Origin of the sequence: Variovorax endophyticus (assembly GCF_025376855.1) — a bacterium.
In the GTDB taxonomy this organism is placed as follows: domain Bacteria; phylum Pseudomonadota; class Gammaproteobacteria; order Burkholderiales; family Burkholderiaceae_C; genus Variovorax.
In genome coordinates, this window is the sequence record NZ_JAHUTH010000006.1 from 23,514 (window position 1) to 39,950 (window position 16,437).

The 16,437-nt window shown below is 69.0% G+C and carries 15 protein-coding genes; 12 read left to right on the forward strand and 3 right to left on the reverse strand.

Annotated features, from left to right (window positions below; genetic code table 11):
• The first annotated feature begins 19 nt into the window (after positions 1 to 19).
• From KV106_RS09485 to KV106_RS09500, 4 genes are read left to right on the forward strand one after another with little or no spacing between them, the layout of a single operon-like run.
• A complete protein-coding gene (locus tag KV106_RS09485; RefSeq protein WP_261209655.1) occupies positions 20 to 1,033 on the forward strand; it encodes an ABC transporter substrate-binding protein in 1,014 nt (337 codons plus the stop codon).
• Positions 1,034 to 3,319: an ABC transporter permease gene (locus KV106_RS09490; RefSeq protein ID WP_261209657.1), complete on the forward strand. Its 2,286-nt coding sequence runs from the start codon at positions 1,034 to 1,036 to the stop codon at positions 3,317 to 3,319. It abuts the gene before it with no gap.
• The gene (locus tag KV106_RS09495) at positions 3,316 to 4,362 is read left to right on the forward strand and encodes an ABC transporter ATP-binding protein (protein ID WP_261209659.1); all 1,047 of its coding nucleotides are present in this window, start codon (positions 3,316 to 3,318) and stop codon (positions 4,360 to 4,362) included. The genes KV106_RS09490 and KV106_RS09495 overlap by 4 nt, the downstream gene beginning before the upstream one ends.
• A 23-nt stretch (positions 4,363 to 4,385) precedes the next feature.
• The gene (locus KV106_RS09500) at positions 4,386 to 5,048 is read left to right on the forward strand and encodes an HAD family hydrolase (protein WP_057594087.1); all 663 of its coding nucleotides are present in this window, start codon (positions 4,386 to 4,388) and stop codon (positions 5,046 to 5,048) included.
• Here the strand turns inward: KV106_RS09500 and KV106_RS09505 are convergent.
• A complete protein-coding gene (locus KV106_RS09505; RefSeq protein WP_057594086.1) occupies positions 4,994 to 5,665 on the reverse strand; it encodes a lipocalin family protein in 672 nt (223 codons plus the stop codon). The two genes, KV106_RS09500 and KV106_RS09505, sit on opposite strands and share 55 nt — an antisense overlap.
• Before the next feature lie 268 nt (positions 5,666 to 5,933).
• Between KV106_RS09505 and tal the strand changes: the two genes are divergently transcribed.
• From tal to KV106_RS09520, 3 genes are all read left to right on the forward strand, one after another.
• Entirely contained in the window at positions 5,934 to 6,890 is a 957-nt protein-coding gene (gene tal, locus KV106_RS09510) for a transaldolase (protein ID WP_261209660.1), read from the forward strand.
• A gap of 2 nt (positions 6,891 to 6,892) precedes the next feature.
• A complete protein-coding gene (gene pgi, locus KV106_RS09515) occupies positions 6,893 to 8,458 on the forward strand; it encodes a glucose-6-phosphate isomerase (RefSeq protein WP_261209661.1) in 1,566 nt (521 codons plus the stop codon).
• Between the two features lie 106 nt (positions 8,459 to 8,564).
• Positions 8,565 to 8,897 carry a DUF805 domain-containing protein gene (locus tag KV106_RS09520; protein WP_057594083.1) on the forward strand — a complete coding sequence of 111 codons (333 nt, stop codon included), beginning with the start codon at positions 8,565 to 8,567 and terminating at the stop codon, positions 8,895 to 8,897.
• A gap of 73 nt (positions 8,898 to 8,970) precedes the next feature.
• Here KV106_RS09520 and KV106_RS09525 read toward each other — a convergent pair whose 3' ends face one another.
• Both KV106_RS09525 and KV106_RS09530 read right to left on the reverse strand, forming a co-directional pair.
• Complete coding sequence (locus tag KV106_RS09525; protein WP_261209662.1) at positions 8,971 to 10,029, reverse strand: 4-hydroxythreonine-4-phosphate dehydrogenase PdxA; 1,059 nt, start codon at positions 10,027 to 10,029, stop codon at positions 8,971 to 8,973.
• A 35-nt stretch (positions 10,030 to 10,064) separates the two neighbouring features.
• Positions 10,065 to 11,060 (reverse strand): Bug family tripartite tricarboxylate transporter substrate binding protein, encoded by a 996-nt coding sequence (locus tag KV106_RS09530; protein WP_261209663.1) that lies wholly within the window; start codon positions 11,058 to 11,060, stop codon positions 10,065 to 10,067.
• 125 nt (positions 11,061 to 11,185) lie between these two features.
• On the opposite strand from KV106_RS09530, the gene KV106_RS09535 reads away from it, so the two are divergent.
• From KV106_RS09535 to KV106_RS09555, 5 genes are all read left to right on the forward strand, one after another.
• Positions 11,186 to 12,121 (forward strand): LysR family transcriptional regulator, encoded by a 936-nt coding sequence (locus KV106_RS09535; protein WP_261209664.1) that lies wholly within the window; start codon positions 11,186 to 11,188, stop codon positions 12,119 to 12,121.
• A 174-nt stretch (positions 12,122 to 12,295) separates the two neighbouring features.
• Entirely contained in the window at positions 12,296 to 13,606 is a 1,311-nt protein-coding gene (locus KV106_RS09540) for an ABC transporter substrate-binding protein (RefSeq protein ID WP_261209665.1), read from the forward strand.
• A gap of 63 nt (positions 13,607 to 13,669) precedes the next feature.
• A complete protein-coding gene (locus KV106_RS09545) occupies positions 13,670 to 14,527 on the forward strand; it encodes a carbohydrate ABC transporter permease (protein ID WP_057594079.1) in 858 nt (285 codons plus the stop codon).
• A gap of 13 nt (positions 14,528 to 14,540) precedes the next feature.
• The gene (locus tag KV106_RS09550) at positions 14,541 to 15,374 is read left to right on the forward strand and encodes a carbohydrate ABC transporter permease (RefSeq protein WP_261209668.1); all 834 of its coding nucleotides are present in this window, start codon (positions 14,541 to 14,543) and stop codon (positions 15,372 to 15,374) included.
• Positions 15,375 to 15,391: 17 nt separating this feature from the next.
• Positions 15,392 to 16,432, forward strand: a complete 1,041-nt coding sequence (locus KV106_RS09555) for an ABC transporter ATP-binding protein (protein ID WP_057594077.1) — start codon at positions 15,392 to 15,394, stop codon at positions 16,430 to 16,432.
• The last annotated feature ends 5 nt before the right edge of the window (positions 16,433 to 16,437 follow it).

The following is a 16,437-nucleotide window of genomic DNA, read 5'->3' on the forward strand; positions in this document are numbered from 1 at the left end:
GGACAAAGCGGAGAACTCCATGAAGAAGCTTCTTGTTGCGGCGGCGCTGCTGGGTGGATCGGCCATGGCATCGGCCCAGGGCACGGTCAACGTGATCTGCTCGGTGCAGGCCGAGTGGTGCAGCGTGATCTCGACCGTGTATGCGCGCACCACCGGCACCCGCATCAACATGGCGCTCAAGGGCTCGGGCGAGGCGCTGGCCCAGCTCATCGCCGAGAAGGACAACCCCAAGACCGACGTCTGGTTCGGCGGCACCGGCGACCCGCACCTGCAGGCGGCCGAGCAGGGCCTGACGCTCGAGTACAAGTCGCCCTCGCTGCCGCAGCTGCATCCCTGGGCCCAGCAGCAGGCCAAGCAGTCGGGCTACAAGACCGTGGGCATCTACTCGGGCCCGCTTGGCTTCGGCTACAACCCCGAGCTGCTGGCGAAGAAGAAGCTGCCGGTGCCCAGGACCTGGGCCGACCTGCTCAAGCCCGAGTACAAGGGCGACATCCAGGTGGCCAACCCCGCCTCGAGCGGCACGGCCTACACCATGATCGCCACGCTGGTGCAGCTCATGGGCGAGGACAAGGCCTTCGAGTACCTCAAGGCGCTGCACAAGAATGTCGGCCAGTACACGCGCTCGGGCACCGGCCCGATCAAGGCCGTGGCGCGCGGCGAGACCGCGGTGTCGATCAGCTTCGTGCACGACGGCCCGGGCGAGAAGATGCAGGGCTTCCCGGTCGAGACCATCACGCCGAGCGACGGCACCGGCGCCGAGATCGGCTCCATGAGCATCATCAAGGGCGCGCGCAACCTCGAGGCCGCGAAGAAGTTCTACGAATGGGCGCTCACGCCCGCCGCGCAGGAACTCGGCGCCGCCAACAAGCAGTTCCAGCTGCCGAGCAACGTCAATGCCAAGCTCGATCCGCGCATTCCCGACTTCAAGAAGATCAAGTTCATCAACTACGACTACGCCAAGTACGGTGCCAGCGCCGAGCGCCGCCGCCTGATCGCGCGCTGGGAGAAGGACGTCAACTCGCTGCCGCGCTAAGTGGAAGCGCGTTCCATCGGAGCCTCGCCCCGCGCGGCGGCCCCGCGCAATCCGGCATCGGAGGCCGCGGCGCGGCGCACCCAGCGCTGGATCCGCGCCTGGGTCTTGCTGGGCCTCGCGGCCTACCTGTTGCTGCCCTGGTATGCGATCCAGGATGCGACCTGGTACGAGGCCGTTCCGCAGGTCTTCGGCGGCGCCGAGGGCGCCAATGGCCTGATGCAGGCGGCCCTGCAGGGGCGCGCCTGGCTGTTCGTCGGGCTGGCGGGCCTGCTGGTCTGCGCCATCGGCGCCTGGCTGCCGCCGGGCCGCGCGCAGGGGCGTTGGCTGCTGGCCGGCGGCGCGGGCGGTGCGCTCGGGCTCGCGCTCGCGGGCTTCGCGATCGGCGCGCGCGGCTGGGCCTTCGCGGCGCTCGAGGCGCGTTTCGGCGAGCTCGGGGTCAACCAGTTCGGCATCGGCGCCGGCGGCTTCGTGGCGCTCTGTGCGCTGGTGCTGCTCGCGGCCTTCGGCATCGCGCGGCTCGGCCGCTTCAAGGGCGACCTGTTCGTGGCCGCCTCGGTGCTGGGCTGCGGCGTGCTGATGGCGCTGTTCATCGCCTACCCCGTGAGCCGCGCGCTGTCGGGCGCCTTCCTCGACGAGGATGGCCGCGTGTCGATGGCCGCCTTCCTCGCGCGGGTCTTCACCGAGCGCATCTGGGGCCTGGGCTGCCTCGCGGGCGGAGTGCGCTGCGGCGTGGCCTGGAACACGCTGGTGCTGGCGCTGCTCACGGCCGCGGGCACCACCTTCCTCGGCACGCTGATGGCGCTGATGGCCGAGCGCGGCAGCCGGCGCGGGCAGGGCGCGCTGCGGGTGCTGGCGCTGCTGCCGATCATCACGCCGCCCTTCGTGGTGGGCCTCGGCCTGATCCTGCTGTTCGGCCGCGCGGGCATCGTCAACCAGCTGCTCGAAAGCCTGTTCGGCATCGAGCCCACGCGCTGGTTCTACGGCATGCCCGGCGTGCTGGTGGCGCAGCTGTTCGCCTTCACGCCGATCGCCTTCATGATCATGCGCGGCGTGGTGCAGGGCATCGCGCCCAGCCTCGAGGAGGCGGCGCAGATGCTGCGCGCCGACCGGCGCCGCGCCTTCTTCACCATCACACTGCCGCTGCTCAAACCAGGGCTGGCCAATGCCTTCCTGGTGGGCTTCATCGAGAGCATCGCCGACTTCGGCAACCCGGTGGTGGTGGGCGGCCAGTTCTCGGTGCTGTCGACCGACATCTTCTTCGCCATCGTCGGCGCGCAGTACGACCAGGGCCGCGCGGCCTCGCTGGCCTGGGTGCTCACCTTGTTCGCGCTCGGCGTGTTCGCGCTGCAGCGCGGGCTGCTCGGCAAGCAGAACTACACCACCGTCAGCGGCAAGGGCGACGCCGGCATCCCGATGGCGCTGCCCGACGGCGTGCGCCGCACCATCCACTGCATCGCGCTGCCGTGGATCGCCTTCACGGCCGTGGTCTACCTGTTCGCCTTCGCGGGCGGCTTCGTGCAGACCTGGGGGCGCGACTACAGCTTCACCCTGCAGCACTTCAAGACCGCGTTCGCGCTCGAGTGGGGCCAGTTCGGGCTGGTGTGGGCCGGCACCGCGTGGAACTCGCTGCTGACCACGCTCAAGCTGGCCGGCATCTCGGCGCCGATCACCGCGGCGCTGGGCCTGCTGATCGCCTGGCTGCTGGCGCGCAACGAGTTCAAGGGGCAGGGCGCCTTCGAGTTCGCCGCGCTGCTGGCCTTCGCGATCCCGGGCACGGTGCTCGGCGTGAGCTACATCCTGGCCTTCAACGTGCCGCCGTTCGAGCTCACGGGCACCGGGCTCATCATCGTGCTGTGCTTCATGTTCCGCAACCTGCCGGTGGGCGTGCGCGCGGGCACCGCGGCCTTCAAGCAACTCGACCGCTCGCTCGACGAGGCCTCGCTGATGCTGCGCGCCTCGACCTCGCAGACGCTGTTCAAGGTGGTGCTGCCGCTGCTCAAGCCGGCGCTGGTGGCGGCGCTGGTCTACAGCTTCGTGCGCGCGATGACGACCGTGAGCGCGGTGATCTTCCTGGTCACGGCCGAGAACGAACTGGCCACCACCTACATCATCGGCCGCGTCGGCAACGGCGACTACGGCATCGCGCTGGCCTACTGCACGGTGCTGATGATCCTGATGTCGCTCGCGATCGCGCTGGTGCAGTGGGTGGTGGGCGAACGCAGGCTGGGACGGCGCGGCACGGCGCCGGGGCACCAGGGGCATCACAAGATGGAGGGGCTGGCATGAGCACGGGCATCGAGTTTCGCGACGTCACCAAGCGCTACGGTGCCGACCGCAACGCGCCGCTGGCGGTCAAGGGCATCAGCTTCGAGGTGCCCGAGGGCACGCTGACCACCATTCTCGGCCCCTCGGGCTGCGGCAAGACCACCACCCTGCGCATGATCGCGGGGCTCGAGTCGCCGACCTCGGGCGCGATCTTCATGGGCGGGCGCGACGTCACCACGCTCGGACCGGCCGAGCGCAACGTCAGCATGATGTTCCAGAGCTATGCGCTGTTCCCGCACATGGACGTGATCGGCAACGTGGGCTATGGCCTGCGCATGAGCGGCGTGAAGAAGGACGAGGCCACGGCGCGTGCGCGCGAGGCGCTGCGCGGCGTGGGCCTGGTGGGCTTCGACCAGCGGCTGCCGAGCGAGCTCTCGGGCGGCCAGCAGCAGCGCGTGGCGCTGGCGCGCGCGCTGGTGCTCGAGCCCGCGGTGCTGCTCTTCGACGAGCCGCTGTCGAACCTCGACGCGCGGCTGCGGCGCGAGATGCGCGAGGAGATCCGCTCGCTGCAGCAGCGGCTCGGGCTCACGGTGGCCTACGTCACGCACGACCAGAGCGAGGCGCTGGCCGTGAGCGACCAGATCATCGTGATGGACCATGGCGTGATCGCCCAGCGCGGCACGCCCGAGCAGCTCTACGGCCGGCCCGAGAGCGAGTTCGTCGCGGGCTTCATGGGCGAGGCGATGGTGTTCCCGGCCGTGGCCGGCGTCGACGGCGACGTCACGCTCGGGCCGCTGCGGCTGCGGCCGCGCCACGCGGTGGCGCCGGGCGCGGTCAAGGTGGCGGTGCGGCCCGAGGCCTGGCGCATCGGCGAGGCTTCGGCGGCCGACACCGGCCTGCCGGCCACGCTGAAAAAGGTGGCCTACCTCGGCAGCTTCTACGAGTACGGCTTCGACACGCCGCTGGGCGCGGTCTTCGTGGTCTCGACCGACCTGTCGAACCCGCTGGCCGCGGGCGCGCAGACCCGGCTCTCCCTGGGGGCGCACGGCGTCAGCGTGGTGTAGCGCGCGCATGGAACAATGGCGCCATGAACGTGGTTTTCGATCTTGGCGCCGTGCTCTTCGCCTGGGAGCCCACCCGGCTGGTCCAGGCCCATCTGGCGGAGCATGCTCCCACTGAATCCGCCGCCGCGGCCCTGGGCCGCGCGCTGTTCCATCACGACGACTGGACCAGCTTCGATTGCGGCACCCGCACGCTCGAGGAATCGGTCGCCCGCATGGCGGCGCGGCTCTCGCTGCCGGCCGACCGCCTGCTGGCCATGCTCGACGGACTCGGCGAACGGCTGGTGCCGATCGATGTCACGGTGGCGCTGCTCGAGGAACTGTTCGAGCGCCGCGAGGCCGGCGAGCCGCTGAAGCTCTACTACCTCTCGAACATGCCCTCGCCCTATGCGCGCGCGATCATGGCGCGCCACGGCTTCATGCGGCGTTTCGACGGTGGCGTGTTCTCGGGCGACGTGAAGTTCCTGAAGCCGCACCGCGAGATCTACGAACTGCTCGCGGTGCGCCATGCGCTGGCGGCGGAGCGGACGGTGTTCATCGACGATTCGGCGCCCAACGTGGAAGCCGCGCGCGCCTTCGGCTGGCACGCGATCCACTGCACCGCGCCGGCCGCGCTCGCGACCCAGCTCTCGCGCTACCTGCCGGTGCGCTCGACCTTGTCGATGTCGAAGCCCAGGCTGCCCGCGTAGTCGAGCTCGGCCTGCAGGGTCGCGTCGTCCAGGCAGGGGGCGCGCGACAGCACCCACAGGTACTCGCGGTTCGGCGTGCCGACCAGCGCCACCTGGTAGTCGCGGTCCAGCTTCAGGATCCAGTAGTCGCCCCACACCACCGGCAGCCAGGCCAGCCACGAAGGCGCGAAGCGCACCTCGAGCCGGCCCGCGCCGGGCTGGCCGGCCACCGGCACCACGCGCGCGGTGCCCAGCGATTCCTCGAAATTGCCGTCGGCGCGTTCGCAGCGATTGAGCACCTCGATCGTGCCGTCGGGCCGCGGCGTGTAGTGGGCCGTGACCGGGCCGGCGCAGGACTTCTGGAAGCGGTTGGGCAGCCGCGCCTGCTCGTGCCAGAGACCCGCATAGCGGTGCAGGTCCACCGGCGCCACCACCTGCAGCGGCGCGCGCATCAGCGGGGCGCCGTCGGCCGGGCCGGCCAGCCGCACGCGCGAGCGGCGCGCGGCATCCAGCGCGAGCCAGGCCGCCGCGCCGCCGATCACGAAGGCCGTGGCCAGCGTGCCGATGGCGGCACTGGTGCGGCGGTCGTCGAAGGGGGCGAGGTCGGTGGAGGCTGCGGGAGGAAGTCTGCGCTGCATGGAGGGGGCTCCTGGGTCGGGACGGGACGGCGAATCCGACGATTCGCGAAGGAAGGACTCGCCAGACTAGACGCGCCCGCCAGCCGTCGCCGTCAGCCGTGGACCACAGCGCCTGTAGGGCGGCATGGGGCCGAAACCCTGCTGGCCGCATGTTGTTCGCGCCGTCATGGAACCGGGCCTGAAGCCGTGCTACGGTGCGCATGAAAGCATCGGCCCGCATGCAACAACGTGCAGGCCACGTCGCCATCACCGCAACATAATCATTGCCATGAACCAACTCGATGCACTCCGTCAATGGACCACCGTGGTCGCCGACACCGGCGACTTCAAGCAGCTCGGCGCCTCCAAGCCGCAGGACGCGACCACCAATCCGTCGCTGATCCTCAAGGCGGTGCAGAAGCCCGAGTACCGTCCGCTGCTCGACGAGAGCGTGAAGAAGCATGCGGGCAAGCCGCTCGACGAGGTCATCGACCGCCTGCTGGTGCGCTTCGGCACCGAGATCCTCTCGATCATCCCGGGCCGCGTCTCGACCGAGGTCGATGCGCGCCTGTCGTTCGACACCGCCGCCACCGTGGCGCGCGGCGAGCGCATCACGGCGCTCTACAAGGCCGAGGGCATCGACACCGAGAAGCGGCTGCTGATCAAGGTCGCCTCCACCTGGGAAGGCATCGAGGCCGCGCGCCAGCTCGAGAAGAAGGGCATCCGCACCAACCTCACGCTGCTGTTCTCGTTCGCGCAGGCCGTGGCCTGCGGCGCGGCCGGCGTGCAGCTGATCTCGCCCTTCGTCGGCCGCATCTACGACTGGTACAAGAAGTCCGAGGGCGCCAAGTGGGACGAGGCCGCCAATGCCGGCGCCAACGACCCGGGCGTGAAGTCGGTGCGCCAGATCTTCGAGTACTACAAGGCCAACGGCATCGAGACCGAGGTGATGGGCGCGAGCTTCCGCAACGTGGGCCAGATCAAGGCGCTCGCCGGCTGCGACCTGCTGACCATCAGCCCCGAGCTGCTGGCCGAACTGGCCGCGAGCAACGAGCCGCTCGAGCACGCGCTCGACGCCAAGGCCGCCGCCCAGGGCAAGGCCGAGAAGATCGCCTACGACGAGGCCGGTTTCCGCTTCGCGCTCAACGAGGACGCGATGGCCACAGAGAAGCTCGCCGAGGGCATCCGCGCCTTCGCGGCCGATGCCATCAAGCTCGAGAAGCTGATGCAGGAAAGCGGCCGCTGATCATGGCGACCCCGCTTCGCTGCGACCGCGCGCCGGCCTGGGCGCAGCTGCAGTCCTACTTCGAGACCGCGGGCCGCCAGTTCGACCTGCGCCATGCCTTCGTCGACGACGCCGGCCGCTTCGCGCACTTCAGCCAGGAGGCGCCGTACCTGTTCGCCGACCTGTCGAAGAACCTGATCGATGCGCGCGTGGAAGCGCTGCTGTTCGCGCTCGCGCGCGAGTGCGGCCTCGAGGCGCACCGCGACGCGATGTTCGCGGGCGAGCACATCAACAACACGGAAGACCGCGCGGTGCTGCACACGCTGCTGCGCGCGCCGGCCGATGCCAAGGCCGGCAAGACCGCGCCGCAATTGCGCGAGGTGCACGAAACGCTCGACGCCATGCTCGCCTACGCCGAGAAGGTGCGCGGCGACCACACCATCACCGACGTGGTCAACATCGGCATCGGCGGCTCCGACCTCGGCCCGCAGATGGCGGTGCTGGCGCTCGCGGAGTTCGCGGCGCCGGGCAAGCATTTCCATTTCGTCTCGAACGTCGACGGCCACGAGCTCGACGGCGTGCTCGAGGGCCTCGCGCCCGAGCACACGCTGTTCCTGATCGCCTCGAAGACCTTCACCACGGCCGAGACGATGACCAACGCGCAGTCCGCCAAGCGCTGGTACGAGCAATCGGGCGGCACCGACATCGCGGGCCACTTCGCGGCGCTCACCACCAACGTGGAAGCAGCCAACAAGTTCGGCATCGAGACCACCTTCGGCTTCTGGGACTGGGTGGGCGGCCGCTATTCGCTGTGGTCGGCCATCGGCCTGCCGATCGCGCTGGCCATCGGCGCCGAGGGCTTCCGCCGGCTGCTGGCGGGCGCGCATGCGATGGACGAGCACTTCCGCACCGCGCCGCTGGCGCAGAACCTGCCGATCCGCCTCGGCCTGCTCGACGTCTGGTATCGCAACTTCCACCGCTTCACGAGCCGCAGCATCGCGCCCTATCACAGCGCATTGAAGCGGCTGCCGGCCTACCTGCAGCAGCTCGAGATGGAGAGCAACGGCAAGCAGGTCGACGCGACCGGTGCCGCGCTGCCGCCGGGCCTGGGCACCTCGCCCGTGCTGTGGGGCGAGCCGGGCACCAACGGCCAGCATGCCTACTTCCAGATGCTGCACCAGGGCACCGACGTGATCCCGCTGGAGTTCCTCGCGGTGCGCGATGCCTCGCACGACCTCGAGGGCCACCATCCGAAGCTGCTGGCCAATGCGCTCGCGCAGGCGCAGGCGCTGATGGTGGGCAAGCTCGACGCGGGCGGCCACAAGAACTTCCCGGGCAACCGGCCCAGCAGCTTCTTCGTGTTCGAGAAGCTCACGCCCGAGGCGCTCGGCGCCTTCATCGCGATGTACGAGCACCGCGTGTTCACCAGCGGCGCGCTGTGGGGCATCAACAGCTTCGACCAGTGGGGCGTGGAGCTCGGCAAGGTGCTCGCGAAGGACATCGAGCCGCGGCTCGCCTCGGGCGACATCACGGGGCTCGATGCCTCGACCGCGGGGCTGCTGCAGCGCCTGAGTCCGCCCGCGCAATAGCTGCTTGGCCATTTGAAGTACGCCATTCGTTGCCATTGCCGTTGAAGAAGGCGCCGATATGATGGCCCCGGGAAATTTCCCGGGGACCTCAAGAGGAGCCGAGCAAATGGATTTTCAAACAGCGGTCAAGACCTGCTTTCAGAAGTACACGGATTTCAGTGGGCGCGCCTCGCGCTCCGAGTTCTGGTGGTTCATATTGGCCGAGGTGGTCGTGCTGATCGTCGCCAGCCTCATCCACCAGATCGTCTACCTGATCGCCGCGCTGGGTTTCCTGCTGCCCGTGCTGGCCGCGGGCTCGCGCCGCCTGCACGACATCGGCAAGAGCGGCTGGTTCCAGCTGCTGATGATCATTCCGCTGGTCAACCTCGTGCTGATCTATTTCTTCGTGCAGCCCAGCCAGCCCGAGGCCAACGCCTACGGCCAGCCGCCGGGCGCCTGAAGCCCCCCGGGACTCGCAGAACAACGATTCGACAGGGCCGCGCATGCGGCCCTTTTTTCTGGTCGCCGCCGACTCAGGCCTCGGCCGTCGCGGCCGCGCGCACCGGCGCGCCGCTGGCCATGCGCAGGCACAGGTCGAAGGCCTGCTGCAGGCCCTCGATCTGCGCGATGCCCCGGCCCGCGATGTCGAAGGCGCTGCCGCTGGCCGAGGTGGCCACGGGCACGGGCAGGCCGCCGTGCAGGGTCACGCCCTGCTCGAAGCCCATGAGCTTCATCGCGATCTGGCCCTGGTCGTGGTACATCGAGACCACCGCGTCGACGTCGCCGCGCCGCGCGCCGATGAACACCGTGTCGGGCGAGAACGGGCCGCGCGCGTCGTAGCCCTCGGCGCGCAGCTTCTCGATGGCCGGGCCGATGATCTCGATCTCCTCCATGCCGATCGAGCCGCCGTCGCCGGCATGCGGGTTGAGCCCCGAGACCGCGATGCGCGGCTGCGCCACGCCCGACTGGCGCAGTGCCGCGGCGATGATCTTCACCGCGTCGCGCACGCCTTCGCCGGTGATGTGGCTCGCCACGTCCTTGAGAGGAATGTGCGAGGTCACGCGCGAGGTCCACAGCGCGCCCGTGAGGTTGAACTCGCAGACGAAGCCCGGCACCGCGAAGCGCGCCTGCATGTAGCGCAGCTCGTCCTCGTGCACCAGGCCGCCCAGGCGCAGCGAATGCTTGTTGAGCGGCGCGAACAGGATCGCGTCGACCTGGCCGCGGCGCACGGCCGCGGTCGCGAGCTCGAGCGCCTCGAAGGAGGCGCGGCCCGAGGCTTCGTTCGATTCGCCGAGCACCGGCTCGGCGCCGTCCATCCAGTCGCGGGCCAGCAGCGTGGGCCGGCCGTCCTCGAAGCGCAGCGTGTCGAGGCTCTCGGTCGCGAGCGGATCGAGCTTCGCGCCGGCGATGCGCTCGCCCGCGGCCAGCACCACCGGGTCGGCGATCAGCAGCACGCGCGCGGCGTCGAGGTTGCGCTGGCGCGCGAGCAGCTTGACCGCCATCTCGGGGCCGACCCCGCTGGGGTCGCCGAGCAGCACGGCGATGCGGGGCTTGGCGGAGGTCACGGTCGGGATCTTCGAAGGAGTGGACATGGCGATCGTCGGTGGAGAAAAAGCGGGGGACGGCCTCATTCGGCCTTGATGTTGGCGGCGCGCACGAGCTGGCCGTAGTGCTCGAACTCCTGCCGGTTCATGGCCGCGAAGGGCTCGCCGATCAGGTTGCCGGGCTCGCCGCCCAGGGCCTTGATGCGGGCCTGCACGTCGGGCAGCTGCAGGCTGCGCGCGAGCTCGGCGCTCAGGCGCTCGACGGCCGGGCGCGGCGTGCCGGCGGTCACGTAGAGGCCGTACCAGGTCGAGACGTCGGCGCCCTTGACGCCCTGTTCGGCCAGCGTGGGCACGTCGGGCAGCTCGGGCGAGCGCTGCGGCGCGCTCACGGCCAGCGCGCGGAACTTGCCGGCCTTGATCTGGCCCATGGCCGAGGAGGTGCTGTCGAACATCATCTCGACCTCGCCCGCGATGATGTCGATGTGCGCCTGCGAGCTGCCCTTGTAGGGCACGTGCACCGACTTCATGCCGGTGGCCAGGTTGAAGGCCTCGCCGCCCACGTGCTGGGTGCTGCCGATGCCCGAGGAGGCGTACTTGAAGCCGCCGGGCCTGGCCGCCATCGCGGCCAGCAGGTCCTTCACCGACTTGTAGGGCGAGCTGGCCGACACCACGAGCACGTTGGGCATCACGGCCACCAGGCCCAGCGGTTGCAGGTCCTTGAGCGGGTCGTACTTGAGCTTGAGGATGTGCGGCGCCACCGCCTGAGCGGTGTTGGTGGCCAGGAGCAGCGTGGCGCCGTCGGCCGGCGCGCGCGCCGTGAGCTCGCCCGCGATGGTGTTGGAGGCGCCGGGCCGGTTCTCGACCACCACCGGCTGCTTGAGCGCGGGCGAGAGCTTGTCGGCCAGCACGCGCGCCAGGATGTCGGTGCCGCCGCCCGGCGAGGCGCCGACCATGATGCGCAGTGGCTTGTCGGGGTAGGCGGGCGCGGTCTGGGCGGTGGCGAGGCCGGTGGCCAGCGCGAGCGCGGCGGCGAAGGCGATGGCGCATCGCTGGCGGAAGGCCGGGGAAAAGGGGCGCATCGGGGTTGTCTCCTGCTTGTTGGTCTTGGATGCCATTGCTTTCCATGCATGGCGAGGCCGCAGGTTAGGCCGTTCGCTCCCCTCGATCCAATCGAAATTGGCGGGGTCTCCATATACTTTTGGTGATGGCCATCCAGAAAGCCTCGCCCGATGCCTCGCTGATGCTGCAGGTGCGACCGCGCCAGCTGTTGCTGCTGGTGCGCCTCGACGCCCACCGCCACCTGGGTCGCGCGGCCGAGGCCATGAACATCAGCCAGCCCGCGGCCACCAAGCTGCTGCAGCAGCTCGAGGATTCGCTCGGCGAGAAGCTGTTCGAGCGGCTGGCGCGCGGCATGGAGCCCACCGCCTACGGCGAGATCCTGGTGCGCTACGCCCACCGCGTGGTCAGCGACTTCGGCAGCGCGCGCGAGGAGATGCTGGCGCTGCGCTCCGGCCTCAGCGGCGCGCTGCGCGTGGGCAGCGTGCCCGGCGCCGTGCCCGAGCTGCTGGCGCCCGCGCTGGTCGAGTACCGCCGGCGCCACCCGCAGGTGGCGGTGTCGGTGGTGGTCGAGACCAGCGACGTGATGCAGGCCCAGCTCGAGCAGGGCGAGGTCGACCTGGTGCTGGGCCGGCTCACCGACGGGCACGACGAGTCGCGCTACGCCAGCGTGCCGCTGCTCGGCGAATCGCAGGTGGTGGTGGTGCGCGGCGGCCATCCGGCCTTCGAGCGCGAGGGCCTCACGCTGGCCGACCTGGCGGCCTGGCAATGGGTGCTGCAGCCGCCGGGCTCGCCGCAGCGCGGGCGCTTCGAGGCCGCCATGCGCGAGGCCGGCGTGCAGGCGCGGCTCGACATTCTCGAGACCGCCTCGCCGATCGCCATCACGGCGCTGCTCGAGAGCTCCGACATGGCGGCCGTCATGCCCGCCTCGCAGGCCCGGCACTATGCGCGGCTCGGGCTGCTGCGGGTGGTGCCGATCGAGCTGCCGGTGCGCGTGCCGCCGATCTGCCTGGTCACGCGCGAGGGGCGGCCGCTCTCGCCCGCGGCGGCCCAGTTCCGCCGGCAGCTGCTGGGCACCGGCTGAACGCTTTGGATTGCACAAAACACATGCTGTATTGCATTGACTAGGGATTTCACTAGCCAATCGGTGCATGAAAGTACTGTCGATGACATTCGAAGTACCAAAATCGCAAGCCGGTTTATCCAGAATCCGGGCACGGCGACCCAAGGGGGCGTCGCTCACCCTCTAGGAGACAACATGCAGCGTTTTCTGAAAGCGGGCCTCGTCCTCGCACTCGCCGGCACCGGCCTCGTCGCCCAGGCGGCCACCGAACTCGTGATCGCGACCGTCAACAACGGCCACATGATCGAGATGCAGAAGCTCACGCCCTTCTTCGAGAAGGCCAATCCCGACATCAAGCTCAAGTGGGTCACGCTGGAGGAGGGCACGCTGCGCCAGCGCGTGACCACCGACATCGCCACCAAGGGCGGCCAGTTCGACGTGATGACCATCGGCCTGTACGAAGCGCCGATCTGGTCGAAGAAGGGCTGGCTGCAGCCCATCGCCACCGATGCCGCCTACGACGCCGACGACCTGCTGCCCGCGATCCGCGACGGCCTGTCGTACCAGGGCAAGCTCTACGCCGCGCCGTTCTACGGCGAGAGCTCGATGCTCATGTACCGCAAGGACCTGGCCGACAAGGTCGGCTTCCAGATGCCCGAGCAGCCGACCTGGACCCAGGTGAAGGAACTGGCCGGCAAGATCCACGACCCGAAGGCCGGCGTCTACGGCATGTGCCTGCGCGGCAAGCCGGGCTGGGGCGACAACATGGCCTTCCTGACCACGCTGGTCAACACCAACGGCGGCCAGTGGTTCGACATGCAGTGGAAGCCGCAGATCGACACCAAGCCCTGGAAGGACGCGATCGGCTTCTACGTCGACCTGATGAAGGCCTACGGCCCGCCGGGCGCCTCGGCCAACAGCTTCAACGAGAACCTCGCGCTCTTCAACGAAGGCAAGTGCGGCATGTGGGTCGACGCGACCATCGCGGCCTCGTTCATCAGCGATCCCAAGCAGTCGAAGGTGGCCGACAAGGTGGCTTTCGCGCAGGCACCGGTGGCCGTCACGCCCAAGGGCGCCAACTGGCTGTGGACCTGGAACCTGGCGATCCCCGCCAGCTCGACCAAGGCCGCCGCCGCCCAGACCTTCGTGAAGTGGGCCACCTCCAAGGACTACATCAACCTGGTCGCCAAGGAGCAGGGCTGGGGCGCGGTGCCCACCGGCACGCGCAAGTCGACCTACGCGAACCCCGAGTTCCAGAAGGTCGCGAAGTTCGCCGCCGCCGAGAAGAAGGCCATCGACAGCGCCAACCTCAGCGACAGCACGCTGCCCAAGTCGCCTTATGTCGGCGTGCAGTACGCGGCCATCCCCGAGTTCCAGGCCATCGGCGTGGCGGTGGGCCAGCAGATGAGCGCGGCGCTCGCGGGCAAGGTCACGGTCGACCAGGCGCTGAAGACCTCGCAGACCACGGCCGAGCGCGAGATGAAGAAGGCCGGCTACTACAAGTAAGCCGCGCGGCCTGCGCCCTCCCCCTGGGGGAGGGCGCCAGACAGAAGAGAGAAGGGATCACCCATGAAAAGACTCCTGCCCCGCGCGCTCATGGCGCCGGCCGTGCTCACGCTCTTCCTCTGGATGATCGTGCCGCTCGCGATGACGTTGTACTTCTCGTTCGTGAACTACAACCTCATGCAGCCCGGCGACCATCCCTTCGCGGGCCTCGCCAACTTCGAGTACTTCGTCACCGACCCGGACTTCTGGCCCGCGACCTGGAACACGCTGCTCCTGATCGGCAGCGTGATCGGCATCACCGTGGTGCTCGGCGTGCTGCTCGCGCTGCTGGTCAACGAACCCTTCCCGGGCCGCGGCATCGTGCGTGTGCTCTTGATCTCGCCCTTCTTCGTCATGCCCGCGGTCAACGCGCTGCTGTGGAAGCACATGATGATGAACCCGATCTACGGCATCCTGGCCGACGTGTGGCGCATGTTCGGCGCCCAGCCGATCGACTGGCTCACCGACGTGCCCCTGCTGTCGGTGATCATCATGGTGGCCTGGCAATGGCTGCCCTTCGCCTGCCTGATCTTCATCACCTCGCTGCAGTCGCTCGACCGCGAGCAGATGGAGGCCGCGCGCATGGACGGCGCGAGCGCGTTCCAGCGCTTCTTCTACCTCACCGTGCCGCACCTCGCGCGCCCGATGGCGGTGGTGATCATGATCGAGATGATCTTCCTGCTCAGCGTGTTCGCCGAGATCGCCATCACCACCAACGGCGGCCCGGGCAACGAGAGCACGAACATGACCTACATGATCTTCAAGCAGTCGCTCATGAACTTCGACGTGGGCGTGGCTTCAGCGGGCGCGCTGTTCGCGGTGGTGCTGGCCAACATCGTGGCCGTGTTCCTGATCCGCATCATCGGCAAGAACCTGGACTGAGGAGCGCCACGCCATGCAACAAAAAGCGCCCAGCAATTTCCTGCCGCAACTGCTGCGCACCGTCGGTGCCTGGGCCGTCGCGCTGCTGCTGTTCTTCCCGCTCGGCTGGCTGTTTCTCACGGCCTTCAAGACCGAGCTGCAGGCGATCCACGTGCCGCCGCTGTTCATCTTCGAGCCCACGCTCGACAACTTCGGCGAGGTGCAGCGGCGCAGCGACTACCTGCTGTACGCGCGCAACTCGCTGATCACCAGCCTGGGCTCGACCATCCTCGGCCTGTTGATCGCGGCGCCGGCCGCGTACTCGATGGCCTTCTTCCGCACGAAGAAGACGCGCGACATCCTGATGTGGATGCTCTCGACCAAGATGATGCCGGCCGTGGGCGCGCTGGTGCCGATCTACGTGCTCGCGCAGACCGCGGGCATGCTGGACTCGCTGAGCGCGCTGACCATCGTGTTCACGCTGTCGAACCTGCCGATCATGGTCTGGATGCTCTACAGCGCCTACAAGGACATCCCGAACGAGATCCTCGAGGCCGCGCGCATGGACGGCGCGAGCCTGTGGACCGAGTTCCGCCATGTCGTGATGCCGCTGTCGGTCGGCGGCCTCGCCTCCACCGGCCTGCTGTGCCTGGTGCTGAGCTGGAACGAAGCCTTCTGGGCGCTCAACCTCACCTCGGCCAAGGCCGGCACGCTGGCCACGCTGATCGCCTCGTACTCGAGCCCCGAGGGCCTGTTCTGGGCCAAGTTGTCGGCGGCCTCGCTGATGGCCATCGCGCCCATCGTCGTGTTCGGCTGGTTCAGCCAGAAGCAACTCGTGCAAGGCCTGACCTTCGGCGCCGTCAAGTAAAGAAAGGGAGACACCCCATGGCCTACCTCGAACTCAAGAACATCAAGAAGAGCTTTGGTGACGTCAACATCATCAAGGGCGTCGACCTCGAAATCCAGAAGGGCGAATTCATCGTCTTCGTCGGGCCTTCGGGCTGCGGCAAGTCGACCCTGCTGCGGCTGATCGCGGGACTCGAGCCGATCACCAGCGGCAACCTGCTGCTCGACGGCAAGGACATCACCTGGGCGCCCTCGGGCAAGCGCGACCTCGCGATGGTGTTCCAGAGCTATGCGCTCTATCCGCACATGAGCGTGTACGACAACATGTCCTTCGCGCTCAAGCTCGCGGGCACGAGCAAGTCCGAGATCAAGACCAAGGTCGAGCATGCGGCCAAGACGCTGAACCTCACGCAGTACCTCGACCGCCTGCCCAAGGACCTCTCGGGCGGCCAGCGCCAGCGCGTGGCCATCGGCCGCGCCATCGTGCGCGCGCCCAAGGTGTTCCTGTTCGACGAGCCGCTGTCGAACCTCGACGCGGCGCTGCGCGGCAACACGCGCGTGGAGATCCACAAGCTGCACCGCGCGCTGGGCGCGACCACCATCTACGTCACGCACGACCAGGTCGAGGCCATGACCCTGGCCGACCGCGTGGTGGTGCTCAAGGACGGGCTGATCGAGCAGGTCGGCACGCCGCTCGAGCTCTACGACCGCCCGGCCAACCAGTTCGTCGCGCAGTTCATTGGCATGCCCTCGATGAACATGGTGGCGGCCAGCGCCATCCCGAGCTTCTCGGCCGCCACCGGCGGCCGGCTGCCGAGCGACGGCTTCCTCGGCGTGCGGCCCGAGGGCCTGCGCGTGCATGCGAAGGCCGGCGCACCGGTGTCGGACGTGCAGGGCCGCGTCGAGCTGATCGAGGCGCTGGGCGCCGACACGCTGATCCACGTCGACGTGGGCGGCGTGCCGCTGGTGGCGCGCCAGAACGACCGCACGCCGCTGCAGGCCGGCGACGACGTGGCGGTCGAGCTCGATCCCTCGGTGCTGCACCTGTTCACGCGCGACGGGCGCGCGGTCGCGGCCTGAATCCC

What these genes read in the sequence shown, in the direction of transcription:
- KV106_RS09525 (WP_261209662.1), bottom strand. Translation starts at nt 10,029, where the DNA reads ATGTCCACTCCTTCGAAGATCCCGACCGTGACCTCCGCCAAGCCCCGC.
- KV106_RS09555 (WP_057594077.1), top strand. Translation starts at nt 15,392, where the DNA reads ATGGCCTACCTCGAACTCAAGAACATCAAGAAGAGCTTTGGTGACGTC.
- KV106_RS09535 (WP_261209664.1), top strand. Translation starts at nt 11,186, where the DNA reads ATGGCCATCCAGAAAGCCTCGCCCGATGCCTCGCTGATGCTGCAGGTG.
- tal (WP_261209660.1), top strand. Translation starts at nt 5,934, where the DNA reads ATGAACCAACTCGATGCACTCCGTCAATGGACCACCGTGGTCGCCGAC.
- KV106_RS09485 (WP_261209655.1), top strand. Translation starts at nt 20, where the DNA reads ATGAAGAAGCTTCTTGTTGCGGCGGCGCTGCTGGGTGGATCGGCCATG.
- KV106_RS09500 (WP_057594087.1), top strand. Translation starts at nt 4,386, where the DNA reads ATGAACGTGGTTTTCGATCTTGGCGCCGTGCTCTTCGCCTGGGAGCCC.
- KV106_RS09540 (WP_261209665.1), top strand. Translation starts at nt 12,296, where the DNA reads ATGCAGCGTTTTCTGAAAGCGGGCCTCGTCCTCGCACTCGCCGGCACC.
- KV106_RS09505 (WP_057594086.1), bottom strand. Translation starts at nt 5,665, where the DNA reads ATGCAGCGCAGACTTCCTCCCGCAGCCTCCACCGACCTCGCCCCCTTC.
- KV106_RS09495 (WP_261209659.1), top strand. Translation starts at nt 3,316, where the DNA reads ATGAGCACGGGCATCGAGTTTCGCGACGTCACCAAGCGCTACGGTGCC.
- KV106_RS09550 (WP_261209668.1), top strand. Translation starts at nt 14,541, where the DNA reads ATGCAACAAAAAGCGCCCAGCAATTTCCTGCCGCAACTGCTGCGCACC.
- KV106_RS09520 (WP_057594083.1), top strand. Translation starts at nt 8,565, where the DNA reads ATGGATTTTCAAACAGCGGTCAAGACCTGCTTTCAGAAGTACACGGAT.
- KV106_RS09530 (WP_261209663.1), bottom strand. Translation starts at nt 11,060, where the DNA reads ATGCGCCCCTTTTCCCCGGCCTTCCGCCAGCGATGCGCCATCGCCTTC.
- KV106_RS09545 (WP_057594079.1), top strand. Translation starts at nt 13,670, where the DNA reads ATGAAAAGACTCCTGCCCCGCGCGCTCATGGCGCCGGCCGTGCTCACG.
- pgi (WP_261209661.1), top strand. Translation starts at nt 6,893, where the DNA reads ATGGCGACCCCGCTTCGCTGCGACCGCGCGCCGGCCTGGGCGCAGCTG.